This window comes from Microcoleus sp. AT9b-C3, assembly GCF_036705485.1.
In the GTDB taxonomy this organism is placed as follows: Bacteria; Cyanobacteriota; Cyanobacteriia; order Cyanobacteriales; family Microcoleaceae; genus Microcoleus.
The window spans coordinates 1-22676 of the sequence record NZ_JAUBUR010000029.1; the positions used below are offsets into that span (position 1 = coordinate 1).

The window sequence follows — 22676 nt, forward strand, 5'->3', positions numbered from 1 at the left end:
TTTCAGCTCCGAGTTAACCATTTTTCTTCATTTTACATCATCTTGCATTTGTCTCACATTTATTTGAAATGACTATATTCGATCGTTATGATGCGATCGACATAGCTTGTCGAAGAATAAACTTTAACAGTCCTGGACGCACGGGGGGCCTTTCAACCCGGTTTCTGCGTCAATATCTCAAGGGATATATCCACGATTTTGAGGGGGCACCGGGTTTTTTGCGTCCAGAACTATTTAAATTCGATATATAGCATGACAAAAGTTACGATCGCCCGTTCAATAAAAGTGAGCGATCGTCGTAAGATTCACATTGAACTGCCCAAACAATCACCGACTTTCCTGTTAAACAAGTACGCAACCTATAGTTGGGTCTTTCAGTTCTTGTTTGAGGTATTCTGACAGTAATTCCTGCTTTAACTGGTCTACTGTTTTTTCAACCATTCGCGCTGTTTTTTTGAGGAAGTTCCACGCTCAAACGGCACAAGCAATATGATTCCTTTGAATCAATGCTTTGCCGTGTTGACAGGCTTCTATACCCTCATGTAAGTGACTGTAATTGATTAGGTGCGATCGTACCAAGTTTGCAGCGCCAAGCGGTGAACTTCCCGCCAGCTAATATTTTTAAGTCGGGCAATTTCCGCGCAATCTTCGTATTCCGGCTGTACATTAACAATCGTTTCTCCAGACTTCGCAACTTTGATCTTGACTTCGCCGTATTCTGTTGTAACGGTCTGGATTTCTCGGTGTAAAATCGTTCTTTGTTGAGTCGAGATCCTAATTCCCAGAGTAGTAGTTTCGCGAAAGATCACAGATTCACAAGCATCCTGAAATTCTGGAGGACAAATCGCAGTTAACAAAACCCCCAAACGCGACTTTTTCATCACAATTGGCGCAGTAAAAACATCCAGAGATCCGGCGGCAAACAAAGCATCAAAAACATAGCCGATCGCCTGCGGACTCAAATCATCAATTTGCGTTTCCAATACCGTAATAGTTTCTATGGAATTGGGCATTGGGAATTGGGCATCGGGCATCGGGAATGGGGAATTGTTGAAAAACTTCTCTCTTCCTTCTTCCCTCTTCCCTCTTCCTTCTTCCTTCTTCCCTCTTCCTTCTTCCTTCTCCCCAATCCAGAGGCGCAAAATATTAGGAATTGCCAGATTGCGAGAACCTGCACCCAAACCGATCGCCTGAATTTGCATCGGCGGTGGCGGGCCGAAAGCAGAGGCCAGAGTACAGGCGATCGCAGTTCCCGTAGGAGTGCACAATTCGCGATCGATCCCGTTGCTGTAAACCGGCACTCGGTGCGTTTCCCACAACCGCATCACCGCCGGCGTCGGCACCGCTAACTTACCGTGGGCCGCCTTCACCGTACCGCCACCAGTCGGCATCGCCGAAAAGTAAAACTCCTGAATATCCAACCAATCCAAACCCAAACAAGTACCGACAATATCAATAATTGCATCCGTCGCCCCCACCTCGTGAAAGTGAACCTCGCTTGGGGGGATACCGTGTACTGCAGCCTCTGCCTCTGCTAATTTGCCAAATACGGCCAAACTCCAGGCTTCCACGCGCGGAGGCAATTTTGCAGAGACGATGAGGTGCTCTATTTCGGGCAAGTGGCGGTGATGAGTGTGGCTAATTTCGGCATCTGCTTCGCCGTGACTGTGAGAATGTTCTTCCCCGTGATGATGGTGGTGGCGGGCGTCGAAAGTCGGGGATTCCGTTTCCGAGGGATCGAGTTCGGTAGCGGGATTTTCAGGTTTTAACGACAAATCAGCAGCTAAATCGACATAAAATTTAGTTGCTTGTTGAGTATTCCGGTGGACTAATTCCCTCCGCAACTGGTACTCTGTCGAAATGCCGAGCAAATTGAGTTTTTCGATTAGGTATTCTAAAGGAACGCCGGCGTGGACGAGAGCTCCGATGCACATATCGCCAGCAATGCCGGTTGGACAGTCAAAATAAGCTATTTTATTCATTGTTAACAATTAATTTTTAGCATTGATTGTTTCACTCGATATTTCGATCGCCCACTTAGCCTGCAGTATCTTAACATGGCAACTATTTACGAAGTGCATCCAGTTGCACCCCAAAGAGACCGGATAGAGAAAATTCAAAAAGCTCTGAAAAATGGGGCAGTGATGCTTTATCCGACAGATACAGTTTACGCGATCGGCTGCGATCTCAACGCCAAATCTGCGGTAGAACGAGTCAGGCAGATCAAGCAACTCTCCAATGATAAGCCTTTAACGTTCCTGTGTTCCTCTCTGTCAAATATCACCGACTATGCTGCTGTCACCGATGAAGCATACAGAATTATCAAGCGGTTAATACCGGGGCCTTATACATTTCTGCTGCCAGCTACCAAGTTAGTGCCACGGTTGGTAATGAACCCGAAGCGCAAAACTACGGGAATTCGTGTTCCCGACCATCGGCTTTGTTTTACACTGTTGGAAGCTTTGGGAAATCCGATTATTTCAACATCCGCTCACATTACCACTGATGATGAAGGTGCAGCACCAGTGCCTGCTGCCAAAGCAGAAAGCTTTGGCAAAGCGGAACTTTTTGACTGTTTGTCAAAGTTAGTAGATGTCATTGTCGATGACGGTTCCGATCCGGGATATCAAGTTTCTACGATTCTCGATTTGACAGCAAGCGAACCGATTGTTGTTCGCCGCGGTTTGGGAGGGGAAGCTGTCGCCGTTTGGGAAAAAGATTAAAATTTCAAGGGGCGGGTTAATCGCAAATTTTGCCCAAAACCCGCCCCATTTTTGGACTCAAAACTGCTTTAAGCCTCTACCTTTACTCCTTTCCAAAAAGCAATATATCCGGCAATATTTTTAGCAGCATCTTTCGGAGTTGGATAGTACCAAGCAGCATCTTTATTAACTTGTCCGCCGACTTCGACATTGTAGTAACTAGCAACACCTTTCCAACCGCAAGTAGTGTGAGTGCTGCTATCCTTGAAATACTCACGGTTGATGGCATCGGCGGGGAAATAATAGTTGTTGTCTACAACTTCGCACTTATCGCTCTCGGCCAAAACGGCACCGTTCCAAATTGCTTTCGGCATCAGTTTCTCTGCTTAAATTGAGATTCTCAATTATTGTAACTGTATTTGTGCTCAAAAGGCATAGAATAGTTGAGAAGCCAACAACCAACTACTGCAAATGCCAGCGTCGAATCCGCCAATATCTTCTGTGTCGCTGTCCCTGGAACAAGCACTCAAACATTTTTTTGGCTATGACTCTTTCCGCCCGGGGCAGCAGGAAATTGTCGAAGCTGCTTTACAAAAACGGGATATGATGATTGTCATGCCGACGGGCGGTGGCAAGTCTTTGTGTTTTCAATTACCGGCACTGTTGAAACCGGGATTGACTGTGGTTGTTTCGCCGTTAATTGCTCTGATGCAAGACCAGGTGGAAGCTTTGCAGGATAATGGAATTGGGGCGACTTTTCTCAACAGCACTTTGAGCTCTCAGGAAACCCGATCGCGCGAAACAGCAATTCTCGAAGGTAAGATTAAATTGCTCTATGTTGCACCCGAACGCTTGCTCGGTGAGAGATTTTTACCATTTTTAGATATAGTAGCAAATAAGTTAGGAATTTCGGCATTTGCGATCGACGAAGCCCACTGCGTTTCGGAATGGGGACACGACTTTCGACCAGAATACAGGCAAATGCAGCGAGTGCGCGATCGATATCCCGACATTCCCATTATGGCACTAACCGCCACCGCCACCGAGCGCGTCCGCCAAGACATCATCCAGCAGCTAACTCTGCGAAATCCCTACATCCACGTCGCCAGCTTCAACCGCCCCAATTTATACTACGAAGTTCGCCCCAAAACCAAGCACAGTTTTGCCGAAGTTTTGCAAATCATCCAAAAAAAAGGTGGTTCGGGAATTATCTATTGCCTCAGCCGCAAAAAAGTTGACGAAGTTGCCTATAAATTGCAACAAAGCGGCATCCAAGCCTTACCATACCACGCCGGGATGAGCGATGTCGATCGCGCAACCAATCAAACCCGCTTCATTCGCGACGACGTGCAAGTAATGGTAGCCACAATAGCCTTCGGTATGGGCATCAACAAACCCGACGTGCGGTTTGTAATTCACTACGACTTGCCCAAGAATCTCGAAGGATACTATCAAGAATCCGGCCGCGCAGGCAGAGACAACGAACCCGCCCATTGCAGCTTATTTTTCGGCTACGGCGATGTCAAAACCATCGACTACATCATCGAGCAAAAACCAGATCCGCAAGAACAACGAATTGCCCGCCAACAGTTACGCCGAGTAATCAACTATGCAGAATCCACCGATTGCCGTCGCACAATCCAGTTAAGTTATTTTGGCGATTCATTCCCCGGAAACTGCGGCCAGTGCGATAACTGTTGCAACCAAAAACCAGTAGAAGATTGGACGATTGAGGCAATGAAATTTCTCTCGTGCGTCGCGAGATGCCAAGAAAAATTCGGCATGAATCATATTATTGACGTGCTGCGCGGCTCAAAAAGTCAAAAAGTATTGCAATACCAGCACCACCAGCTTTCTACTTACGGAATTGGCAAAGATAGAAGTGCTGATGAATGGAAAAAATTGAGTAGAACGCTGTTAAATAAAGGTTTATTAGACGAAAAAACAGACGGATTCCCCATTTTGAAGCTGAATGAAAAAAGTTGGGAAATCATGAAACGTCAGCGCACCGTTGAAATCGCCATTGAACCCCAGCGCGAAGTACAGGGGAAAGTTCGTTCTTTGGCAGTAGAAGTAGAAGGTTTATTTACCATACTGCGGACGCTACGCAAGCAAATTGCCGACGAACAATTTGTGCCACCTTACGTAGTTTTTGCGGATAAAAGCTTGCGAGACATGGCAGAAAAACGCCCGCAAAATCTCAGAGAATTCGAGGAAGTTTACGGCGTTGGTAGCAACAAGCGAGATAAGTACGGTAAGGTTTTCTTGGAGGCAATACGCACTTTTTGCGAAGAACAAGGATTGCCAAGTAGTGCTGCATCTTCTGAGGTCGCTAATCTTCCCAATCTTGCTAATGTTCCCTCTTATTCCCAGATGCAAACCTGGGAATTATACCGACAAGGTTTAACAGTTCAAGGAATAGCCAATGCGCGGGGTATGAGTCCTAATACTATTTCTGGGCATCTGATAGAATTGATGGAAATGGGCAGGGAAGTTGATATAAATTTGTTGGTGGAACCGGAACGGCAGCAGGCGATAGTGTACGCAATTGAAGTTATGGGAGATGAAAAACTGAGAGCAATTTATGATTTTTTGGAAGAACGTTATACGTTTGAGGAGATTAAGTTTGTGCGCGCTTGGTGGCGGCAAAATTATGTCGGTTTTTAACCGCAGATGTAGGCTGATGAACGCTGATGGACGCAGATAATTAATAGATAGGAGGGGAAAATGAGAATTAAAAAAGTAGCTTTTGGGATAATATATTAGAGTGGCGTTTTTAACAGATATATTTTTTCCATTTGGCTTTGGTAGCTAGCGTATATGGGTTTGGCAAAACTCAAATCTCAAAATTCAGTTGACAGTTGACCTGGGATAGATACCTCTACCTGGAAGGAAGAGGATTGGAGTAATGAATAGTCTTCTTTTAACTTCTCCCTAAAAGGGAGAGGCTTTAAACCAATTCTTTCTGGTAATAGGGTGCCAGAGAGGAAGCAATATTTAAATCCACACGCATGAGAATATTTACACTCACGCCCCGCCCCAAGAATTGAATAATATTGATGCAGCCGGAAACGATATTAAGTTTTTCTGTGCACCCATAAGCACCCTAAATTTTAGCATTGTATGTGATTGCGGCAAAATTATATATATGGGTTTTTCAGGGCGAGAAATTAAGTTTCTACACTTTAGAATTGTACAATAAATAGTTGACTTCGTTAGCCAACCCTTCGTTAAACAGATTGTGCAATATTTCTTGATACCGTTCAGGAGTTAATTCCGCCGGGAGAAACTTTTCAACCAGGAACAAGTGATATCCTAGCTCTGTTTCAATTGGACGAATAACTTCTCCGGGTTTAGCGCTAAATACGGCGACGGCTATGTCTGGTTTAAACCCCACCGATAAACCTTGCCTTCGCAACCGCATATATGCCGAGGATTTTCGTCAATATCGTAAAGGTGAGCGGCATCAAAAAAGCTAATTTCTCCTTCTTGAATTTGATAAAATAGTTCCTGAGCAAGCTGCGGGTGGGCAACAATTATTTGATCGAATTGCAATTTGTTTTGAACAAAAATCTTTTCTACTTCTTTGCTGAACAAGTGTTCTGCTAGTTTTTGGCTGAGGAGCCGATCGCAAATTCCGGCTTCTAAATCTTCTACAGAAATCATCTGATCGACCAGCCAAGCAATCGTATCAGCCGCTTTCTCCAAACGCTTCTCGCGGCGGAGTTGGTCGCCCACAGCTTGAATTTCGTCGGGGGTCACAGTTAACCCCCGTTCCCTGGCGGCTTTCTCAATAACTTTTTTCTGCAAAACCTTTTGACTAAATGTTTTTAATTGCATCTCTTGTCTGAGTTGTTCGATGATTTCACTTGCTTCAATCAATGGCCCGTAAAAATTCTTGATCTTTCTCTCTCAACCTATATGAATTTATTAACTTCATCCCCCGCCGATTCCTGCGGGGTAGTTGGGGTTAAGGGTTAACGATTAGCTACAAGATGTCATTGGGCAAACTAATAAAATCAGCAGTGCTCAAAGTTGTTGCACCCGCTGCGTTAACTTTTCCCAAAACAACAGCTAAAATGCGATCGCCTTTATTTGAACTAAACTTGACCAGAGTGGGGTCTGTCGTACCGTCGCCATCCGTATCAAACGCGACGAGGGTCAAGTCTGTTACCGAAAGTCCCCCTGTCAGCCCAATTCGATCGCCTTCAGCGGGATTGAAATCAACGACTCGATCTGCTAACAATGGATTAGCTGCTGCACTCGCTGTTTCCGGTCTAAATGCAAAGGTATCAGCGCCGCTACCTCCAATCAATGTATCAGTGCCAAAGTCGCCGCAAAGAAAATCGTCTTTACGTAACTGCTGGAGCTATTAGCAGATGAAACCTTTACAGAAACGCTTTGACTAATTGCACCTCGATCGTCGCCAGATGCTTCGACTACGTTTTTAGCCTCAGCAATAACTTTACCATCGGGTGAGACTATGCGTTTAACAACAACTTTATAGTCAGTCATGAGTTTAACACTGATTCTTGTTGATTAGAAAATTGGAGCAACCATAAATTTGTGAGCCGCAGACGCTACTTGCCTACGGCTCGATTTGAAACAAGATTTATGTAGTTGATGACTTTTTCAAAAGCGAAGTAATCAATTACATAAACCACCTAAGTAAGTCGGTGAAAATTAACCCAACTCTGTAAGGAAACCTACAGTCTCTGTATTGGTTTTTTTGTATGGTTTGACGGCTGAAGCCCTACTACCAAATAGTTATGATTTTTTCTGCCCACCTACTTATTCCAATTGCCACGTGATGTGATAAATTGGAGTTATATACTAGCTAGCAGCAGCAAATCCAGTGGAGGCAGAATACTTACCTTCTACAACAGTAGTAAAGATTTGGGTGGAGGTATTTTTCCCAAAAGCTTCAGATTGAGCGGTCGCTAGATTGCCCCTGACATCAACATATTGCGTGAAAATCTTGTCCACGTCAAAGCGTTCCTTAACATCTAGTTCGGCATAAACATCGGAGTTCAGGTTCCCGAAAAAGATACCACCAACAACAGCAGAACTTTCAGCAGTTTCTAAGTATTTCAGATCCGAAATAATCATGGCTTTTGTCTTTTTTATTTGTGAGTTTTTTGCTAGAAGCAACCTTTGCTTATTGTGTATTTAATATAGCTAGGCTAATCAGACCTGTGTTGCCATTTTGGCAGATTAATTTTGACAGGTACTGAAAACGAAAAAGGTAGACTACTCAATCAACTTAAGTAGGAGGGGCATTGGCTAAACAGAGGGCTAACTGTATTAAAAGCGATCGCAAAGCAGTATAAATCCACAATACTTAAAATCGGGTTTCTGAGTATAAAGTAATTAATTGGGCTAATGTTGCCATTTTGGCAGATTTATCGAAAGCGCGGATGTTCGATACTCAAAAACCCGATCGCCCGCGGTGAGTCAACCAAAAAATTGGTAAACCCAACGCCCGCAATCGGGTTTTGTTTCGAGCAACTAATTTACTCGCCCGCGAAATTCAACCAACGTGTCTTTAATCCCGCAAAAAAGCCCTGATGTGGAACATCAACCGTCGGCGTCGAGAGACATGGCTCTTCCTTGACTTCCAGTCCAAAAACTCTGGTATGTGAGTGCAACTCACCCAAAGCCTCAGTTACATAACCCCCTCGAACTCCGGCTCGTTTTTCCCTCACCACTTCCACATAATCTAAATCAGCAATTTTGCCCAATGCAGGCTTAGTTTCCGATTTACTCGACTTGCTGATTTGACTGTTTTCCTTAAGCAAGCGGTTGGAAGTACGGTAAGGGATATAGTCGAGAGGGTTGTAACCAGTGCACCGCAAAAGTAAAAAACAAGCCCAAGAATACTTTCCTGCCAGAATCGCTGAAATTATCTCATCCAATTGTTCGGGTTTGATTCCAACTTGAGAATGATTGGCAGAATTGTGGAATTGGGAAGTCATTATTTTATCCTGTGTTGTGTATAGAGAGGGACCAAGGACAACAACCACTTAACTAAGTTCTACAAACTCATGTCGCCTTTTTGTAGTTGCTTGAGAGGGTCAAGCAAAATGTCGGCTATGCTGCGCTGGCGAATGACTATTTCCGCAGTAGCTGTTTGGCCAGCTTTGAGTTTCCAGGTTTGGTTTTTGGCTTTCACTGAGTCTCGATCGATACTCACTTCCACCCGGTAAAAAACACCCAATCGCTCGTCTGTTTTGGCATCGGGCGAAATAGATAAAACTTTTCCCGGAATCACGCCGTAATTTTGATAAGGAAAAGCATCGAATTTGACCTGCACCGGCATTCCGGTTTTGACAAATCCCGCTTCTCGGTTCGGCAAACTGACTTCCAGCACCAGAGGAGCCTGATTCGGAGTCATTTCTGCAATAGTTTGACCCGGTTGAACAACTTCGCCGGTGTTGTGAATGTTGAGTGCGGAAATCACTCCGCTGACGGGCGCGTAGAGAAATCGTAATTGCTCAACTAGGGCAAAAAAGGGAGCCATCAGTAGAGAGAGCTTGTTGAATAGATTGATAAGCAGTTAAACCCTGACGCTTGCCCGTATTAACAACTGAACGAACGGCAGCAAACAAATCTCGCCCCCATTCCGAACGGAAGCCATTGGTCACACGGCGAAATATCACGCTCATCCGAATCGCCTGTTCACTACTATTATTCGTGGCTGGAATCGCCGCATCTTCCAGAAATAGAAATAAATTGTCAATCACCCCACCGTAACGTTTTCGTAACCGTATACCATCCGGATGCTGTGGTGCTAAATCCAAAATTTTGGTTAATCTTTCCTGTAAATTTATTCGATATCGATTGAGTCTAGTATCATCCATATTCTCCCGTTGCCGATGGATGATAAAAGCCCTTAATAATAACCTCTTCATCGCTGGGGCAAAAATTCTGTCAAGAGCATCAATCGCATATTGGCAATCCCGCAGTTGATGAGCCAAACACACTTGCCATTGTGGTGCGGGGTGATTTTTTTGAGCGGGGGAGAAATCTGACACCCAGATATCAGGACGATGTTCTCCTAGAACTTCGTTAATTACTCCAGTTCCTCGACTCGGACGGATGACGTGTAAACAAACATCAGGGTTCTGAAACACCCACTCCCACTGATTCTGTCCATTAACTCTCGCACTGGTTTCATCTGAAGAAATTAATTTTGCCCGCCGCAACCGATGGAGTATTTGAGTTACTTGGTCATCTAAACTCGTGCAAGACTTTCTCTAATAGGTTGGCGATTGCTCCTTCTGATATCTTGAGTCCAAAGACAGATGCAAATATGGACGATAGCCGTTAGTAGCTGATGGCCTGAGTGTAACGCAGATATGTAACTAAGCTTTGAATTGAACTGCTTTCGCGGTGAACCCGGTTCCATTCCCAATGGTACAGGTGCAACATACTCAGCCTGACAGCAGGCACACTGACCACCATAACGTTCGATTCGGGTGATGATGGGGCGAATTGGGGGTAGTTCGATTTTTTCGTAGACGGATTGCAATTTTTGGGTGGCGGCGGTGACTTTCTCTCCACACTGGGGGCAATTTTTGACTTGGGCGATGATTGTTTGGTCGGGATGAGGATGTAGTTCTCTTCCCCCTCCGACTCTTCCTAGGCTTCTTTGTCTTTTTATTCCTTGAATTTTCGACGGCTTAATGTTCGGCTTGAACTCTTTGGATGGTGGATTGCTGGAATTTTTGCTAGTTTTGGTGGGAGATGAGCCGGGTTTTGGCTCGTATGTGGCTAATGCTGCGCTAAGTTTTTGGATTTCTTGCCATAGCTCTACTATCAAGGCTTCTTTTGCCTCGTTCGATAGTTGCTTTAAGTCGGGGAGTTTTTCCATTCCTTTATCTAATGTCTATCTCGTCTTCTTGTCAAGAGGGTTGAGCAATTACGTTCTATCTTAGGCATAGGAAAAAATTTCAACTTCGAGGCATCTAGTTTGGAGTAAGTGAGTCTACAGGTAATGATACATTTAACTATTAGTTTGGGCGACTGCTTTGATTGCTACCATGTAGCTTGCTTGAACAAATAAAAAAACGCTGTTGACTATGCAATAGCTAAGGAAATACTCACAGAATATTAATTAACAGTAGATACCTACCAACAAGTCAGAGAAAGACCTGGAACTCGTGATGAACAAGAAAAATACTTTTCAGGCAAGAAGAGTAATCATACATTTAAAAGTCTAATAATTATCATGCCATATGGTAGAGGTATAGTTGATGTTGTGGCAGGGGAACCTGGACATAAAAGCTATATAACCTTATTCCGGGAATATCGCTCAAAGTTTGACTCTCAACAAATATTTAAGGGAGATAAAGCTTACGTTGGAGAAGATTTAATAACAACTCCCATTCAAAAAGCCAGAAAACGAGAATTAACAATGCAACAAAAAGAACAAAACAAAGCATTTTCTGCTCGCCGAATTTGGGTCAAACATCGAATTAAAACAATCGACAGATTTCTAGTTGCCCAAGAAAGATTTAGATTAAATTCCCCAAAATATGAGCCAGTAATTTTAACGATTGGTGGAAGAGTAATGTTGCGAATTGCATCGCTAACATTACCATTAAGAAAAGCGGTGAAAGCGTTTGATTAAAATCAACACAGCTAACTCAATATTTTGGTACAATCATTAACAATACCTATCTCATCGTCTGGTTTTATCGTACACACTAGCTAATTTAGGATGATTATATTTACGTCCTAGAGCTTAACTACACAGAGGCTTGGATTGTGTTCGGAGATGTCTTCTACAGAGTGACAGTGCTTTTTGAATTTGGGATAACCCTTCCTTTTCTCGCCTTTTTTACAGCGACTATAGAAGCTAGATATAGAAGCCCAAGCGCGTTCGGCACTGGCTTGACGGGCGGCTGACTTGAGCTTTTTCGCGAAAGCGAACTATGCAGGCAATATCTTTGCAGAGTGCGTACAAGATGGTCTTACTAATATCTGCGTTGTCCATCCAAAATCTGACCGCTTTTTTTCTAATCAACTCGCCTGTTCGGATGGCTTCATGAAGTGCACAGTAGTGGTCTCTCGTTATGTTTTTTAGTTTTGCTTTTCTTACTATCATGGTATGATTATATCAAACCTCAGCACTTTTTATCAAGGAAAGTCCTAGATAAAAGCCGCACTTAAGTGCGGGGCTTTCAACCCCATTTTTCGGTAAAAATTATCTAAAACCCTATGGGATCAAGGAGCAGTAACCCCCTCGAAGCAGCCGGCCCGACTCGTGAGCCGATCAAAATAGGCGTTTTGCATTCGCTGACGGGCACGATGTCCATCAGCGAAATTTCTGTTAAAGATGCGACGCTGTTGGCTGTTGAGGAAATTAATGCGGCAGGAGGGGTGCTCGGACGCCCCTTGGAAGCGGTTATAGAAGATGGAGCCAGCGATTTGCAAACTTTTGCTCAAAAAGCTAAGCAATTGCTCTTAGAAGCTCAGGTGGCGGTGGTATTTGGCTGTTGGACTTCGGCGAGCCGCAAAGCTGTACAGCCGGCTTTCGACCAGGGCAAAGGGTTGCTGTTCTATCCGGTGCAGTATGAAGGGCTAGAACAGTGTCCGAATATTGTCTACACTGGTGCTGCCCCGAACCAACAGATTGTGCCTGGGGTGAATTACTTGCTGGCACAGGGGAAGCGGAAAATTTTCCTGTTGGGTTCGGATTATATTTTTCCCCGCACGGCAAATCGGATTGTGAAAGCTCAACTGGCGGCACAGGGGGGAGAGTTAGCGGGGGAAGTGTATCTGCCGCTGGGTTCGAGGGAAGTGGGCGAGGCGATCGCACATATCTTAGCAGTGAAACCGGATGCTATTCTCAACACTCTCAACGGGGACAGCAATGTGGCTTTTTTCCAAAAGTTGCGGGAAGCTGGCGTGAAACCCGATGATTTGCCGGTGATGTCGGTCAGCGTAGCAGAAGAAGAAGTGCGGGCGATCGGGCCGTCCAATATTGCTGGACATTTGGTGGTTTGGAACTATTTTCAAACGGTGGATACACCGGAAAATCGTAAATTTGTCAAGGCTTATAAAGCCCGATACGGGGAAAATCGAGTCACCGATGACCCGATCGAAGCGGCTTATTTGGGCGTTTACCTGTGGAAGCAAGCAGTAGAAAAAGCTGGTTCGACAGATGTGGTTAAAGTCAGGGCTGCTGCTAAAAATATTGAGTTTGCAGCGCCTTCGGGCAAGGTAAAAATAGATGCCCAAACCCAGCATACCTGGAAAACAGTGCGGATTGGTAAGGTAAGGTTGGACGGTCAAATTAAGGAAATTTGGAATTCCGGTGCACCGGTTCGGCCAGATCCTTTTCTCAAAGGCTATCCTTGGGCGGCGGCACTGGCTACGAGGGGAATTGCTCTGGGAACTCGGGCGTCTTTGAGCGGGCTGTTTGTGATCTTGGTGCTGATAACTTGGATGGCGGTGGGAGTTGGGTGGATGGGTTCTGTGGAGATGAAGAACTATTTGCTGACAATCGACGCTGCATCAGATCCGGCGGTGGGGGTTCCTGATGCCGCAATGGCGGTGCTGGTGCAGCAAACTCTCTTGGTGGCGAGCCGCACTCAGCACTGGCTGCTGGGGGCTTCAGTTTTGAGTTCGATCGCGGGGATAGTGGCTTTTGTGTCGGTGTCGGCAATTATTCGGAATCTCGGCTTGCTGCGGGAAACTGCCGAACAGATGGCGAGCGGTGATTTGACAGCTCGATCGCCTGTGGTTTCTAATGACGCGATCGGCGTGCTATCTTCTACTCTCAATACAATGGCTCAGCAAATTAGCAGTTTGCTCAAGGGTTTGGAAGTGCGACAGCGGCAGCTAGAGGAACGATCGGCGGAATTGGAAGTTGCTAAGAATGCTGCGGAAGCTGCCAACCGGGCGAAAAGCACTTTTTTGGCAAATATGACTCACGAGTTGCGGACGCCCTTGAATGCGATTATCGGCTACAGCGAGCTGCTGCAAGAAGAGGCTCTGGAACTCGGCGAAGAAGAGTTTGTGATGGATTTGGCAAGCATTAATATCGCAGGCAAGCAGTTGCTCACCATTATTAGTGACATCCTGGATATTTCTAAAATTGAAGCAGGAAAGATGACTCTTTTCTTGGAGACTTTTGAGGTGTTGAATTTGCTCGAGCAGGTTGTCACTATGGTTCAACCCCAGCTAGGGAAAAATGGCAATACTTTGATTGTCAATTGCGATCGCAATATTGGCACGATTTATTCCGATTCGTCGAAGCTGCGGCAAGCGCTGTTGAATTTGGTGAGCAATGCTGCTAAGTTTACCGATCGAGGCAAAATTACGATTAATGTTTGGAAGGAAGAAGGGGAGGTTTTGCCGATCGACAATTCCCAAAAACTCTCGCCACATCCTTCTGGGTGTCAACAGCCTTCGATCGTTTTTCAAGTCACCGATACCGGCATCGGCATGACTGAGGATCAGGTGTCGAGGTTGTTCGGAGCTTTCACTCAAGCTGACGATTCTACTACCCGCAAATACGGGGGCACCGGTTTGGGGCTGACAATTAGCCGGAAATTTTGCCAGATGATGGGCGGGGACATTACGGTTGATAGCGAGTTTGGCTGCGGTTCTAGTTTTACGATCCGGTTGCCGATTGCGGTAACAAGTCCGAAAGAAGCGCAGGACGATCGAGAAATCCCAGAAATTGAGGCCGAGCCTTCCCAGGATTTAGACACGAGTGCAGAAGCGACAGAAGCGATGCAAAAAGCAGTGCGATCGCAACCGCTGGATCTGCCGGATGCTGCTACTGTGCTGGTGATTGACGACGATCCGGACGCGCGGGATTTGATGACTCGCTGCTTGTCGAAACAAGGATTTCAGGTGCGATCGTCGGCTAGCGGTCAAGGAGGGCTGCTGTTGGCTAAGGAGTTGCTGCCGGACGCGATTATTCTGGACGTGATGATGCCGAGTATGGACGGCTGGGCGGTGCTGTCGGCATTGAAAGCCGATCGAGATTTGGTTGATATTCCAGTGATTATGATAACTTTTTTGGACGACCAAAATCAGGGTTGGGAATTGGGAGTGGCGGAGTATGTGAGGAAGCCGGTGGATTACAAGCGCTTTGCGGCTTTATTGAGTAAATATCAGGGTATCGAGAAGTAGTTATTAGTCATATCAATTCTGGTTGCACGAGCCAAGTATTTTTGACTGTTAACTGGTGGCTGTTGAGTAAAATTATGCTTTAGGAACAACTGACTGTTTAGACATTTGAACAATACTGATGCAACCGGAAACTTTATCAGCATTCCTTAGCCCTTGAACTCGGAAATCTGAAATATCCACTGTTAAATGTTGTGAATTCTTAACAGTTATAGCAACCGCGAAGACGCTGAGGATTGTTAGGCGTTGCTGAATCACGGTATGAAAATAGATAAGTTGGAAATTCCGAAGATGTTCTGACGGGCTTGTTTCATTTTTTGCAGATTGAGTCGTTCATACCATAAATCAGCAACGCCACTCTGGCGTTGGTTGGGGCATTGTTCCAGTGAAGGTAGGTTACGAGGGTTGATCGCCTGCATCACTCGCCACAGTTGCATCGGGTGCTACCGATTCTAGCTCCGGTGGCAGATGATTGGTAATGAAGGAACTCCAATGAGCTATCCCGCCTGAATCAAATTCCATCTGCAAAATTGACGCATTCGGTACTGGAAATCCTCGCGAAAATCCCAAAAGCCGAGTCATCGCAACGGCATCAATTACCCTTGGGTTAGCCAAAATCTGCCACAGCATGGCTTTGATAAAAAATCCATGTGAAAAGACAACTACAAAACCGGATTGTTGTTGTAACTGGTTGAGGAAAGTTCGGACTCGTTCCATCAGTTGAACCAACGATTCGGCGTTGGTTCCATCGACATATTCAGGGTCGCAGCGGTCCCAGTATGCTTTGCTCAAAGGTTTGCGATCCTGGGTTGTGGCTGGTTGGTCGAACTGTAGACCCAGATAGGTAAATTCCTGAACTTGCCAAACCTCAACGGGTGTATGTGGAAATTTTTCAATTAATGGTTGAGCAGTGAGTTGTGCTCTCAGATAAGGTGAAGTTACAATCAAGTCGGGAGTTTTTTTAACGGCGGTTGGAATACATTTTGATTGTCGATCGCCCAATTCACTTAAGGCATTTTCATGGGGGCCAATAGTTGCAAACCCTGCATTGGATTGACTTTGACCATGACGAATAATCCAGATAGACACAGTTTGATATTCCCTCTCATTTACGGTAAAAATCACTTCTAGGGTGTTGCTGAATCACGGGATGAAAATAATAGATAAATCGGGAATTCCGAAGATGTTCTGACGCGGTTCTTTCAGTTTTTGCAGATAGAGTTTTTCATACCATAAATCTGCAACGCCGATAGTTAAAACTGGCAGCGTTAAATAAATGACTTGAGACAATTCAATTGCTCTATCGCCTTCGTCAATAACTTATCTAAAAATGTTTCATTAGTCATTAGTTAACAGCGAAAAACTAATAACTAATGACTAATGACTAATTAATCTAAGAAGCCCATTAATGTCGAGCTATCATCAATTTCGTTTGAAGCAATGGGCCGATTACCTCCCATTGTGGAGTAAACTTCATCAATGTGAAGAGTGCTGATTGCTATAGGGCGGGCACCGGACATACTGAACATTTCGCTGACTTGCATGGCGCTGGAGCCGATCGGGCGATTGCCGAGTGTAGCAACCACTTCAAAGTCGCTGGATTCGACAGGGCGATTGCCTACAATGCCGTAGGTTTCGCTGATGTGCAGGGTGCTAGTGCCGATCGGGCGCTCCCCCGAGATCGAGACGATCTCGCTGATGGTAAAATCGTCTGGCCCCACGGGGCGGTTGTCATGCAGGTGTGGCGGCTGATAAAGTTGAATTCCTGTTGCTTTGGCATCCGTGGGTTCTGTCGGTTGGCTTTTGGAACCTCCTTTGCCGCGGCGGGCGATCGCTTTGCCTTTGCCTGTACCTGTGCTCCTCGTATCCATAATTCTTTTCCTCGTTTATTGCTGTTGATTGCTGGGTTCGGACAACTGCTTTTGTGGGCTTTCTGCTTTCTATTTCGGCCGATGATTAAAATAATATTACAAAGTCTAACTATTTTTTTAACGAAATTGCAGAATCTCTGCATTTTTGTTAAGATTTATGGGTAATAGCTACATTTTCCTATGGTAACTGCGGCAGCATCTTTTCAATTGCAAGCGCCCTTCCAGCCCACAGGCGACCAACCGCTAGCGATCGAGCAACTTGTCAAAGGCATCGAAGCGGGCGATCGATTTCAAACCTTACTCGGTGCCACAGGTACGGGCAAAACCTTCTCCATTGCCTCGGTGATTGAAAAAGTTGGCAGACCCACCTTAGTCCTAGCACACAACAAAACCCTAGCAGCTCAACTGTGCAACGAACTGCGAAATTTTTTCCCGAACAATGCAGTCGAATACTTTGTCAGTTATTACGACTACTACCAACCTGAAGCATACATCGCCGTCACCGATACTTTCATTGAGAAAACGGCAGCAATTAACGACGAGATAGATATGCTGCGACACTCCGCCACGCGATCGCTCTTTGAACGTCGCGACGTAATTGTAGTTGCTTCAATTAGCTGCATCTACGGTTTGGGAATGCCCGCAGAATACCTGAAAGCTGCTATTCCTTTGCGAGTAGGAATGGAAGTCAACCAGCGACAAGTTTTGCGAGATTTAGTTAACGTCCAATACAGCCGCAACGATATAGATTTAGGCAGAGGCAAATTTCGCGTCAAAGGCGATGTTTTGGAAATTGGCCCCGCTTACGAAGATAGAATTATTCGCGTTGAATTCTTCGGCGACCAAATCGATGCCATTCGCTACGTTGACCCGGTAACAGGTAAAATCCTGCAAAGTTCAACGGCTTTAAATATTTATCCAGCGCGTCACTTTGTCACGGCAGAAGATAAATTAGAGGCAGCTTGCCAAGGAATAGAACTAGAATTAGAAGACCGACTGGCAGAATTTGAAAAAGAGGGGAAACTATTAGAAGCTCAGCGGTTGGAACAGCGCACGCGCTACGATTTGGAAATGCTGCGCGAGGTAGGTTACTGCAACGGAGTCGAGAATTATTCGCGGCATTTAGCAGGGAGAAAGGCGGGGGAACCGCCAGAATGTTTGATTGATTATTTCCCGAAGGATTGGATGTTGGTGATAGATGAATCTCACGTCACAGTGCCACAAATTCGGGGGATGTACAACGGCGACCAAGCCCGCAAAAAAGTATTGATCGAACACGGTTTCCGCTTGCCCAGCGCGGCAGATAACCGCCCTTTGAAAGCCGAGGAATTCTGGGCAAAAGAGAATCAGTGCATCTTTGTTTCTGCTACGCCTGGGGATTGGGAAATGGAAAAATCTGAAGGCAGGGTGGCAGAGCAAGTTATTCGCCCTACCGGAGTAATAGACCCGACTATTTTTGTGCGCCCGACGGAAGGACAAATAGACGATTTGTTGGGGGAAATCAAGGAGAGAGTAAGTCGGGACGAGCGAGTGTTGGTGACGACTTTAACGAAGCGGATGGCGGAGGATTTAACCGAATATTTGCAGGAGAGGGCTATTAAAGTCCGGTATTTGCACTCGGAAATTCAGTCGATTCAACGCATCGAAATTATCCAAGATTTGCAGGATGGTAAGTTTGATGTATTGATTGGCGTTAACTTGCTGCGGGAAGGTTTGGATTTGCCGGAAGTGTCGCTGGTGGTAATTTTGGATGCGGATAAAGAGGGGTTTTTGCGATCGGGACGTTCCTTGATTCAAACGATTGGAAGGGCGGCGCGGCACGTTCAGGGACAGGCTATTTTGTACGCGGATAATTTGACGGATAGTATGGTTAAGGCGATCGACGAAACTGATCGACGCCGGGGGATTCAGCTAGCGTACAATAAGATGCACGGGATTACGCCACAGCCGATCGCGAAAAAGCGATCGAGTAATGCGATTTTGGCATTTTTGGATGTGTCGCGCAAGCTGAATTCTCAGCAGTTGGAGGAGGTTTACGAACAGGTAAACGAGTTATCTTTGGATGAGATTCCTCAGTTAATCGGGCGGTTGGAAGCGCAGATGAAGGCGGCGGCTAAGAAGTTGGAGTTTGAGGAGGCGGGTAAATTGCGCGATCGGATCAAGCATTTGCGGGATAAGCTATTGGGACATTAAGGAAGAGTGGGAGGATATGATGTTCGATCGCATTACCTTCGATCCAAAAATTATGGGAGGAAGAGCTTGCATTCGAGGAATGCGAATTACTGTTTCTTTGGTAGTAAGTTTAGTAGCCAATGGGATGAGTGTAAAGGAAATCTTGGCAGCTTATCCTTATTTGGAAGCTGAGGATATTAAAGCTAGTCTTCAGTATCAACTCTCAACCTCAATGCTATGAATGCACCCACTCGTTTAGAGTTTCCCATTGCTAAGGCGCAATATCTCTTCAGCAGTGCTACGGAAGCAGGAGTAGGCGGAGATAAGCAGAAATTCTGGCGGGAGGTAATGGGGTTTGAGTCACCGGAGGCGATTCGAGACGCAATTATAGCCCAAATCTCGCTAGAATTGTTACAGCCAGCCGGACAGAATGACTATGGAGAACGCTACCAAGCTATTATTTTAGTTACAGGGCGATCGGGGGTATCTTGGCAAATACGTACAGGCTGGATTGTTTTATCTGGTGAAGATATTGCTAGATTTGTTACCGCATTTCCTCAACGCTTTGGGAGACAGCAATGAGCAAATTTCAGTTATTGGATGCAGTGACTTTAACCGAAGCAGTCGCCCTCGCTGATGGCGAGATTGCACCGCCACGAACAGCCGGGAAAATTGTTGAGGTTTTCAAGAACGGTGAAGCTTATTTAGTAGAATTATTTGGGGGATGGGTGAAAGCAGAAGTGGGCGGAGATTTTGTGCCTGCAACTCCGGATGAACCGGGCGCATTTATGGAAACGATTGGTGTTGAAACAGTTTATCCGCATCAGTTGCAATTAGTAAAATCTGCCGACGAAATGATGGGGATTCGAGAGCATTTACTGTCGGTTTTAAATAATTTACCTGACGAGTTAGTGGCAGAAGTCTGCGATTTTGCCGAGTTTTTGCAGGAAAAACAGCAAAAAGTGCGATCGTATTAAGCATTTAGGTGAAGTGCGATCGCCCTTTACCATTGTCCTATTTTTTGGATGGGAAGGGCGATCGCACTTTTTACCAGATTCCTAGCCTTTGGGCTGATTCGCGATCAAATAACTCTTTGTCTGAGCGCTATCATCAGAAAGGTTAGATAGCTATTAAGCTTGTCCAAACTTAGCTATGAAATCGTAAATTTGGTCATTACTCAGGTGGCTAAAGTCTGGCGGGTTAACTATGCCCCTGGCTTTGACTACCTCTTGGGCTTTGGCAATCAGTTCAAGCTTTTCCTGATTCAAGTCATCTATTTTCTGGGGTTTCTGTGCTTGAAGATTTGGAGCAAGCTCAGAAACCATACGGAGTATCTCCCAACCATGAGGATGATCGAGCAGCTTTTCGAGTAGCGCTCGCGCGTCATTGTGTGATATCATTGATTTTGTAGCTCAAAAACGACAAGAATCTCTAGAACGGCTGGATACAAGTCTGTGCAGTCGCTTCAAGATTCATAAGAGCGTCCCTATTACTTGCCGGTGTTAGGGACGTTCTTTATTATAAGCACAGTTGCCAGCTAGGGGTCAAGGCTTTGTATGATTTTTTTTGTCAACAATAGCTCCTATTAATGATTTGAGATAAAATTATTGTGTAATAAGAAGTTTTCCACAATAATGGTAAAATTTTAGGGTGGTTATTTGCCTATATTTGGGCTACCTTACGGACAGTAGATAAACCTCAAACCCTATCAGGGATTGAAACCTGAAGGAACGTAACAAGCTTGAATGTGCTTAACATCGTTACAAATTATATAAATCCCTGTTAGGGATTGAAACACCAGGAGATTTTCTTTAAATTGTACAAATATACTTACGCTCCCCCAACTTTTATTAATCCCTAATAGGGATTGAAACTAACTGGTGAGGCATTACCTCACATTGAGATGACGGAATATGAACTATAGTAAGGTTAGTCTTATGTACGATCGCCCCTCAACCTCTCTGACTTTTCATCCTCTTCACTTCAAAAATTTCCACAACGCCCGCCAATTTTATATATTTGTAATTCCCAGCGCTGGGAATCGCGATTCCTCAACCCCTCTGACTTTCCATGCTGTCCACCTGATTCGCCATCTTCTTGCTAGCAAGATTTTGGCGATCGCCCTAACATCCATCTTTCATCCGCGTTAATCCGCGTGCATCTGCGGTTTCAATACTCCTTCATCGCCTACTGACCGATCGCGACAGCATCGGTATTGCCAGAAAAAGCCGGACTAATAAACTCATCCTTCTCCTCGGCTGTGATGAAACCCTGATCTACCGGTAGCTGCATGACTTCCCTCAGAAAACCTCTGAGCACATCTAATACTTGAGTGCGATCGCATTCAAAAACCTTTTCCCAACCAGAAGTTGCAAACTTCCTCAACTAAAACTTACGCAGGGGAACTCAGAAACCGGGTTTTTTGCGATAAAACTTCGTTACAGCCTGCAGATTCACTAAAAAACCCGGTTTCTTTGGCGGAGTGCCTAAGTTCTGTCTATGTAATTTTCGCATATTAAAATGGTAAGTTGGGTTTTGTTACCTCAACCCAACCTACTAATAAACTTACGGTGTCGGGTTCGGATACTTAGCGTGCACCGCATCGATTTCCGCTATAATCTCCCGATCCAAATTCACCTCCAAACTACCGATATTTTCCTCCAACTGTTCGAGACTTGTTGCACCGATAATTGTGCTAGTCACAAACCAGCGGGATCGCACATACGCCAAAGCCATCTGCGCCGGACTTATCCCATGTTTCCCCGCAATCTCAACATACGCTTTCACCGCATCGTTCAGATTAGTTTTATCGTAACGCTGACCAAACCCAGCGAATAAAGCCAACCTAGAATTTTCGGGAATTCCATTCAAATATTTACCAGTTAACAGCCCAAATCCCAAAGGACTGTAAGCCATCAATCCCACATTCTTAAAGCGGCAAGTTTCTGCTAAATTTAGGTGAAATGTCCGATTGCTCAAACTGAAAGCATTCTGAATCGAAACAACTTTCGGCAAACCGTGTTTTTCAGCCAAAGTGCAGAACTCGCCAACTCCCCAAGGCGTCTCGTTACTCAAACCCAAATAGCGGATTTTCCCAGCTTTAATTAAGTCAGCAAATACTTCTAACTGTTCCAAAATCGGTACAGTTTCGTGCTCTTGGGCGATGTCGTAATCCGGCGCGCCAAATAGCGGCACGTAGCGATCGGGCCAGTGGATCTGATAGAGGTCGATATAGTCGGTTTGCAAGCGCTTCAGGCTGTCATTCAGCGCTTTTTCGACATTTGGGCGATCGATCTGATTTTTCCCTTCCCGAATCCACTTTAATCGAGTGCTTCTGCCCGCTACTTTAGTCGCTATAATGACTTTATCCCGCTGCTGTTTCGCCAACCATTCCCCGATATATTCCTCTGTTTTTCCCTGAGTTTCCGGCTTTCCAGGGACGGGATACATTTCTGCCGTATCGATAAAGTTGATGCCTTTGGCGATCGCAAAATCGAGCTGTTGGGCCGCTTCTGCAACGGTGTTCTGCTGGCCGTAAGTCATCGTACCCAAACAAATCTCAGATACTGATAAGTCGCTGTCGCCGAGTTTTTTGTATTTCATGATTTCCCTTACCGTAAAAATAGCTTATTCTATATTACGGAAAAATTTGGATTTAGTTGAAGCTGCGCCCATTAATATACTTTTTGCATAAATCTTTGAGAGATATGGTCAACCGCAGATATAAGGCAGATAAACACAGATGAACGCAGATAATTTTTTGATTGGAAAGCTGGGAAGTGCA

The 22676-nt window shown here is 45.2% G+C and carries 26 protein-coding genes and 1 pseudogene; 9 read left to right on the plus strand and 18 right to left on the minus strand.

The genetic code is table 11. The annotated features are described in order from the left end of the window. Positions 1 to 560: 560 nt before the first annotated feature. Complete coding sequence (gene larC / locus QUB77_RS22840) at positions 561 to 1982, minus strand: nickel pincer cofactor biosynthesis protein LarC (protein ID WP_333177803.1); 1422 nt, start codon at positions 1980 to 1982, stop codon at positions 561 to 563. Positions 1983 to 2057: 75 nt separating this feature from the next. Here larC and QUB77_RS22845 point away from each other — a divergent pair, with 75 nt between their 5' ends. After that, complete coding sequence (locus QUB77_RS22845) at positions 2058 to 2723, plus strand: L-threonylcarbamoyladenylate synthase (protein WP_333177800.1); 666 nt, start codon at positions 2058 to 2060, stop codon at positions 2721 to 2723. A 68-nt stretch (positions 2724 to 2791) separates the two neighbouring features. Here QUB77_RS22845 and QUB77_RS22850 read toward each other — a convergent pair whose 3' ends face one another. Next, complete coding sequence (locus QUB77_RS22850) at positions 2792 to 3076, minus strand: DUF427 domain-containing protein (protein WP_333177798.1); 285 nt, start codon at positions 3074 to 3076, stop codon at positions 2792 to 2794. A gap of 97 nt (positions 3077 to 3173) precedes the next feature. Here QUB77_RS22850 and recQ point away from each other — a divergent pair, with 97 nt between their 5' ends. Continuing rightward, positions 3174 to 5369: a DNA helicase RecQ gene (recQ, locus tag QUB77_RS22855; RefSeq protein WP_333177796.1), complete on the plus strand. Its 2196-nt coding sequence runs from the start codon at positions 3174 to 3176 to the stop codon at positions 5367 to 5369. A gap of 511 nt (positions 5370 to 5880) precedes the next feature. Here recQ and QUB77_RS22860 read toward each other — a convergent pair. The 9 genes from QUB77_RS22860 to QUB77_RS22900 form a co-directional block, all read right to left on the minus strand. Continuing rightward, complete coding sequence (locus tag QUB77_RS22860) at positions 5881 to 6099, minus strand: peptidylprolyl isomerase (RefSeq protein ID WP_333177794.1); 219 nt, start codon at positions 6097 to 6099, stop codon at positions 5881 to 5883. Next, a complete protein-coding gene (locus QUB77_RS22865) occupies positions 6078 to 6584 on the minus strand; it encodes a hypothetical protein (protein WP_333177792.1) in 507 nt (168 codons plus the stop codon). The genes QUB77_RS22860 and QUB77_RS22865 overlap by 22 nt, the downstream gene beginning before the upstream one ends. A gap of 106 nt (positions 6585 to 6690) precedes the next feature. Continuing rightward, positions 6691 to 7017, minus strand: a complete 327-nt coding sequence (locus QUB77_RS22870; RefSeq protein WP_333177790.1) for a hypothetical protein — start codon at positions 7015 to 7017, stop codon at positions 6691 to 6693. Beyond that, positions 7014 to 7217 (minus strand): hypothetical protein, encoded by a 204-nt coding sequence (locus tag QUB77_RS22875; protein WP_333177788.1) that lies wholly within the window; start codon positions 7215 to 7217, stop codon positions 7014 to 7016. The genes QUB77_RS22870 and QUB77_RS22875 overlap by 4 nt, the downstream gene beginning before the upstream one ends. A gap of 318 nt (positions 7218 to 7535) precedes the next feature. Next, entirely contained in the window at positions 7536 to 7811 is a 276-nt protein-coding gene (locus tag QUB77_RS22880; protein ID WP_333177786.1) for a hypothetical protein, read from the minus strand. Positions 7812 to 8215: 404 nt separating this feature from the next. Further along, positions 8216 to 8677 (minus strand): HetP family heterocyst commitment protein, encoded by a 462-nt coding sequence (locus QUB77_RS22885; RefSeq protein ID WP_333177783.1) that lies wholly within the window; start codon positions 8675 to 8677, stop codon positions 8216 to 8218. Positions 8678 to 8736: 59 nt separating this feature from the next. Beyond that, a complete protein-coding gene (locus tag QUB77_RS22890) occupies positions 8737 to 9222 on the minus strand; it encodes an HlyD family efflux transporter periplasmic adaptor subunit (protein ID WP_333177781.1) in 486 nt (161 codons plus the stop codon). Beyond that, positions 9197 to 9907 (minus strand): IS66 family transposase, encoded by a 711-nt coding sequence (locus QUB77_RS22895; RefSeq protein WP_333177778.1) that lies wholly within the window; start codon positions 9905 to 9907, stop codon positions 9197 to 9199. The genes QUB77_RS22890 and QUB77_RS22895 overlap by 26 nt, the downstream gene beginning before the upstream one ends. 29 nt (positions 9908 to 9936) lie before the next feature. Next, the gene (locus QUB77_RS22900) at positions 9937 to 10575 is read right to left on the minus strand and encodes a hypothetical protein (RefSeq protein WP_333177776.1); all 639 of its coding nucleotides are present in this window, start codon (positions 10573 to 10575) and stop codon (positions 9937 to 9939) included. Between the two features lie 309 nt (positions 10576 to 10884). Between QUB77_RS22900 and QUB77_RS22905 the strand changes: the two are divergent. After that, positions 10885 to 11334 (plus strand): annotated as a pseudogene (locus QUB77_RS22905) (transposase family protein); the annotation flags it as partial. A gap of 228 nt (positions 11335 to 11562) precedes the next feature. Here QUB77_RS22905 and QUB77_RS22910 read toward each other — a convergent pair. Next, positions 11563 to 11700 carry a hypothetical protein gene (locus QUB77_RS22910; RefSeq protein WP_333296091.1) on the minus strand — a complete coding sequence of 46 codons (138 nt, stop codon included), beginning with the start codon at positions 11698 to 11700 and terminating at the stop codon, positions 11563 to 11565. 224 nt (positions 11701 to 11924) lie between these two features. Here QUB77_RS22910 and urtA point away from each other — a divergent pair, with 224 nt between their 5' ends. Then, a complete protein-coding gene (urtA, locus tag QUB77_RS22915; RefSeq protein ID WP_333177773.1) occupies positions 11925 to 14852 on the plus strand; it encodes an urea ABC transporter substrate-binding protein in 2928 nt (975 codons plus the stop codon). A 393-nt stretch (positions 14853 to 15245) separates the two neighbouring features. Here urtA and QUB77_RS22920 read toward each other — a convergent pair whose 3' ends face one another. The 3 genes from QUB77_RS22920 to QUB77_RS22930 form a co-directional block, all read right to left on the minus strand. Then, positions 15246 to 15938: a histidine phosphatase family protein gene (locus QUB77_RS22920; RefSeq protein ID WP_333177771.1), complete on the minus strand. Its 693-nt coding sequence runs from the start codon at positions 15936 to 15938 to the stop codon at positions 15246 to 15248. A gap of 54 nt (positions 15939 to 15992) precedes the next feature. Beyond that, positions 15993 to 16139, minus strand: coding sequence for a hypothetical protein (locus tag QUB77_RS22925; RefSeq protein ID WP_333177768.1), 147 nt, complete (start codon positions 16137 to 16139; stop codon positions 15993 to 15995). 98 nt (positions 16140 to 16237) lie between these two features. Continuing rightward, entirely contained in the window at positions 16238 to 16720 is a 483-nt protein-coding gene (locus tag QUB77_RS22930) for a hypothetical protein (protein WP_333177765.1), read from the minus strand. Positions 16721 to 16900: 180 nt separating this feature from the next. Between QUB77_RS22930 and uvrB the strand changes: the two genes are divergently transcribed. The 4 genes from uvrB to QUB77_RS22950 are packed head-to-tail and all read left to right on the plus strand — an operon-like array spanning position 16901 to position 19869. Further along, positions 16901 to 18913 (plus strand): excinuclease ABC subunit UvrB, encoded by a 2013-nt coding sequence (gene uvrB, locus QUB77_RS22935; RefSeq protein ID WP_333177764.1) that lies wholly within the window; start codon positions 16901 to 16903, stop codon positions 18911 to 18913. Positions 18914 to 18929: 16 nt separating this feature from the next. Next, positions 18930 to 19133, plus strand: coding sequence for a DUF433 domain-containing protein (locus tag QUB77_RS22940; protein WP_333177762.1), 204 nt, complete (start codon positions 18930 to 18932; stop codon positions 19131 to 19133). Further along, positions 19130 to 19474, plus strand: coding sequence for a DUF6883 domain-containing protein (locus QUB77_RS22945; protein ID WP_333177759.1), 345 nt, complete (start codon positions 19130 to 19132; stop codon positions 19472 to 19474). The genes QUB77_RS22940 and QUB77_RS22945 overlap by 4 nt, the downstream gene beginning before the upstream one ends. After that, a complete protein-coding gene (locus tag QUB77_RS22950; RefSeq protein ID WP_333177757.1) occupies positions 19471 to 19869 on the plus strand; it encodes a DUF2281 domain-containing protein in 399 nt (132 codons plus the stop codon). The genes QUB77_RS22945 and QUB77_RS22950 overlap by 4 nt, the downstream gene beginning before the upstream one ends. A gap of 153 nt (positions 19870 to 20022) precedes the next feature. Here the strand turns inward: QUB77_RS22950 and QUB77_RS22955 are convergent, their stop codons facing one another. Next, positions 20023 to 20292 carry a hypothetical protein gene (locus QUB77_RS22955; RefSeq protein WP_333177755.1) on the minus strand — a complete coding sequence of 90 codons (270 nt, stop codon included), beginning with the start codon at positions 20290 to 20292 and terminating at the stop codon, positions 20023 to 20025. Positions 20293 to 20805: 513 nt separating this feature from the next. Here QUB77_RS22955 and QUB77_RS22960 point away from each other — a divergent pair. Beyond that, positions 20806 to 21042 (plus strand): hypothetical protein, encoded by a 237-nt coding sequence (locus tag QUB77_RS22960; RefSeq protein WP_333177753.1) that lies wholly within the window; start codon positions 20806 to 20808, stop codon positions 21040 to 21042. Positions 21043 to 21079: 37 nt separating this feature from the next. Here the strand turns inward: QUB77_RS22960 and QUB77_RS22965 are convergent, their stop codons facing one another. After that, positions 21080 to 21277 carry a hypothetical protein gene (locus QUB77_RS22965; protein WP_333177750.1) on the minus strand — a complete coding sequence of 66 codons (198 nt, stop codon included), beginning with the start codon at positions 21275 to 21277 and terminating at the stop codon, positions 21080 to 21082. A gap of 180 nt (positions 21278 to 21457) precedes the next feature. Beyond that, entirely contained in the window at positions 21458 to 22495 is a 1038-nt protein-coding gene (locus tag QUB77_RS22970) for an NADP(H)-dependent aldo-keto reductase (protein ID WP_333177747.1), read from the minus strand. Positions 22496 to 22676 lie beyond the last annotated feature (181 nt).

Bases quoted from the DNA above. Each gene is read 5' to 3' on its own strand.
- larC (WP_333177803.1), bottom strand. From the start codon at position 1,982: ATGAATAAAATAGCTTATTTTGACTGTCCAACCGGCATTGCTGGCGAT.
- QUB77_RS22845 (WP_333177800.1), top strand. From the start codon at position 2,058: ATGGCAACTATTTACGAAGTGCATCCAGTTGCACCCCAAAGAGACCGG.
- QUB77_RS22850 (WP_333177798.1), bottom strand. From the start codon at position 3,076: ATGCCGAAAGCAATTTGGAACGGTGCCGTTTTGGCCGAGAGCGATAAG.
- recQ (WP_333177796.1), top strand. From the start codon at position 3,174: ATGCCAGCGTCGAATCCGCCAATATCTTCTGTGTCGCTGTCCCTGGAA.
- QUB77_RS22875 (WP_333177788.1), bottom strand. From the start codon at position 7,217: ATGACTGACTATAAAGTTGTTGTTAAACGCATAGTCTCACCCGATGGT.
- QUB77_RS22880 (WP_333177786.1), bottom strand. From the start codon at position 7,811: ATGATTATTTCGGATCTGAAATACTTAGAAACTGCTGAAAGTTCTGCT.
- QUB77_RS22885 (WP_333177783.1), bottom strand. From the start codon at position 8,677: ATGACTTCCCAATTCCACAATTCTGCCAATCATTCTCAAGTTGGAATC.
- QUB77_RS22890 (WP_333177781.1), bottom strand. From the start codon at position 9,222: ATGGCTCCCTTTTTTGCCCTAGTTGAGCAATTACGATTTCTCTACGCG.
- QUB77_RS22900 (WP_333177776.1), bottom strand. From the start codon at position 10,575: ATGGAAAAACTCCCCGACTTAAAGCAACTATCGAACGAGGCAAAAGAA.
- QUB77_RS22910 (WP_333296091.1), bottom strand. From the start codon at position 11,700: ATGGACAACGCAGATATTAGTAAGACCATCTTGTACGCACTCTGCAAA.
- urtA (WP_333177773.1), top strand. From the start codon at position 11,925: ATGGGATCAAGGAGCAGTAACCCCCTCGAAGCAGCCGGCCCGACTCGT.
- QUB77_RS22930 (WP_333177765.1), bottom strand. From the start codon at position 16,720: ATGGATACGAGGAGCACAGGTACAGGCAAAGGCAAAGCGATCGCCCGC.
- uvrB (WP_333177764.1), top strand. From the start codon at position 16,901: ATGGTAACTGCGGCAGCATCTTTTCAATTGCAAGCGCCCTTCCAGCCC.
- QUB77_RS22940 (WP_333177762.1), top strand. From the start codon at position 18,930: ATGATGTTCGATCGCATTACCTTCGATCCAAAAATTATGGGAGGAAGA.
- QUB77_RS22945 (WP_333177759.1), top strand. From the start codon at position 19,130: ATGAATGCACCCACTCGTTTAGAGTTTCCCATTGCTAAGGCGCAATAT.
- QUB77_RS22950 (WP_333177757.1), top strand. From the start codon at position 19,471: ATGAGCAAATTTCAGTTATTGGATGCAGTGACTTTAACCGAAGCAGTC.
- QUB77_RS22955 (WP_333177755.1), bottom strand. From the start codon at position 20,292: ATGATATCACACAATGACGCGCGAGCGCTACTCGAAAAGCTGCTCGAT.
- QUB77_RS22960 (WP_333177753.1), top strand. From the start codon at position 20,806: ATGAACTATAGTAAGGTTAGTCTTATGTACGATCGCCCCTCAACCTCT.
- QUB77_RS22970 (WP_333177747.1), bottom strand. From the start codon at position 22,495: ATGAAATACAAAAAACTCGGCGACAGCGACTTATCAGTATCTGAGATT.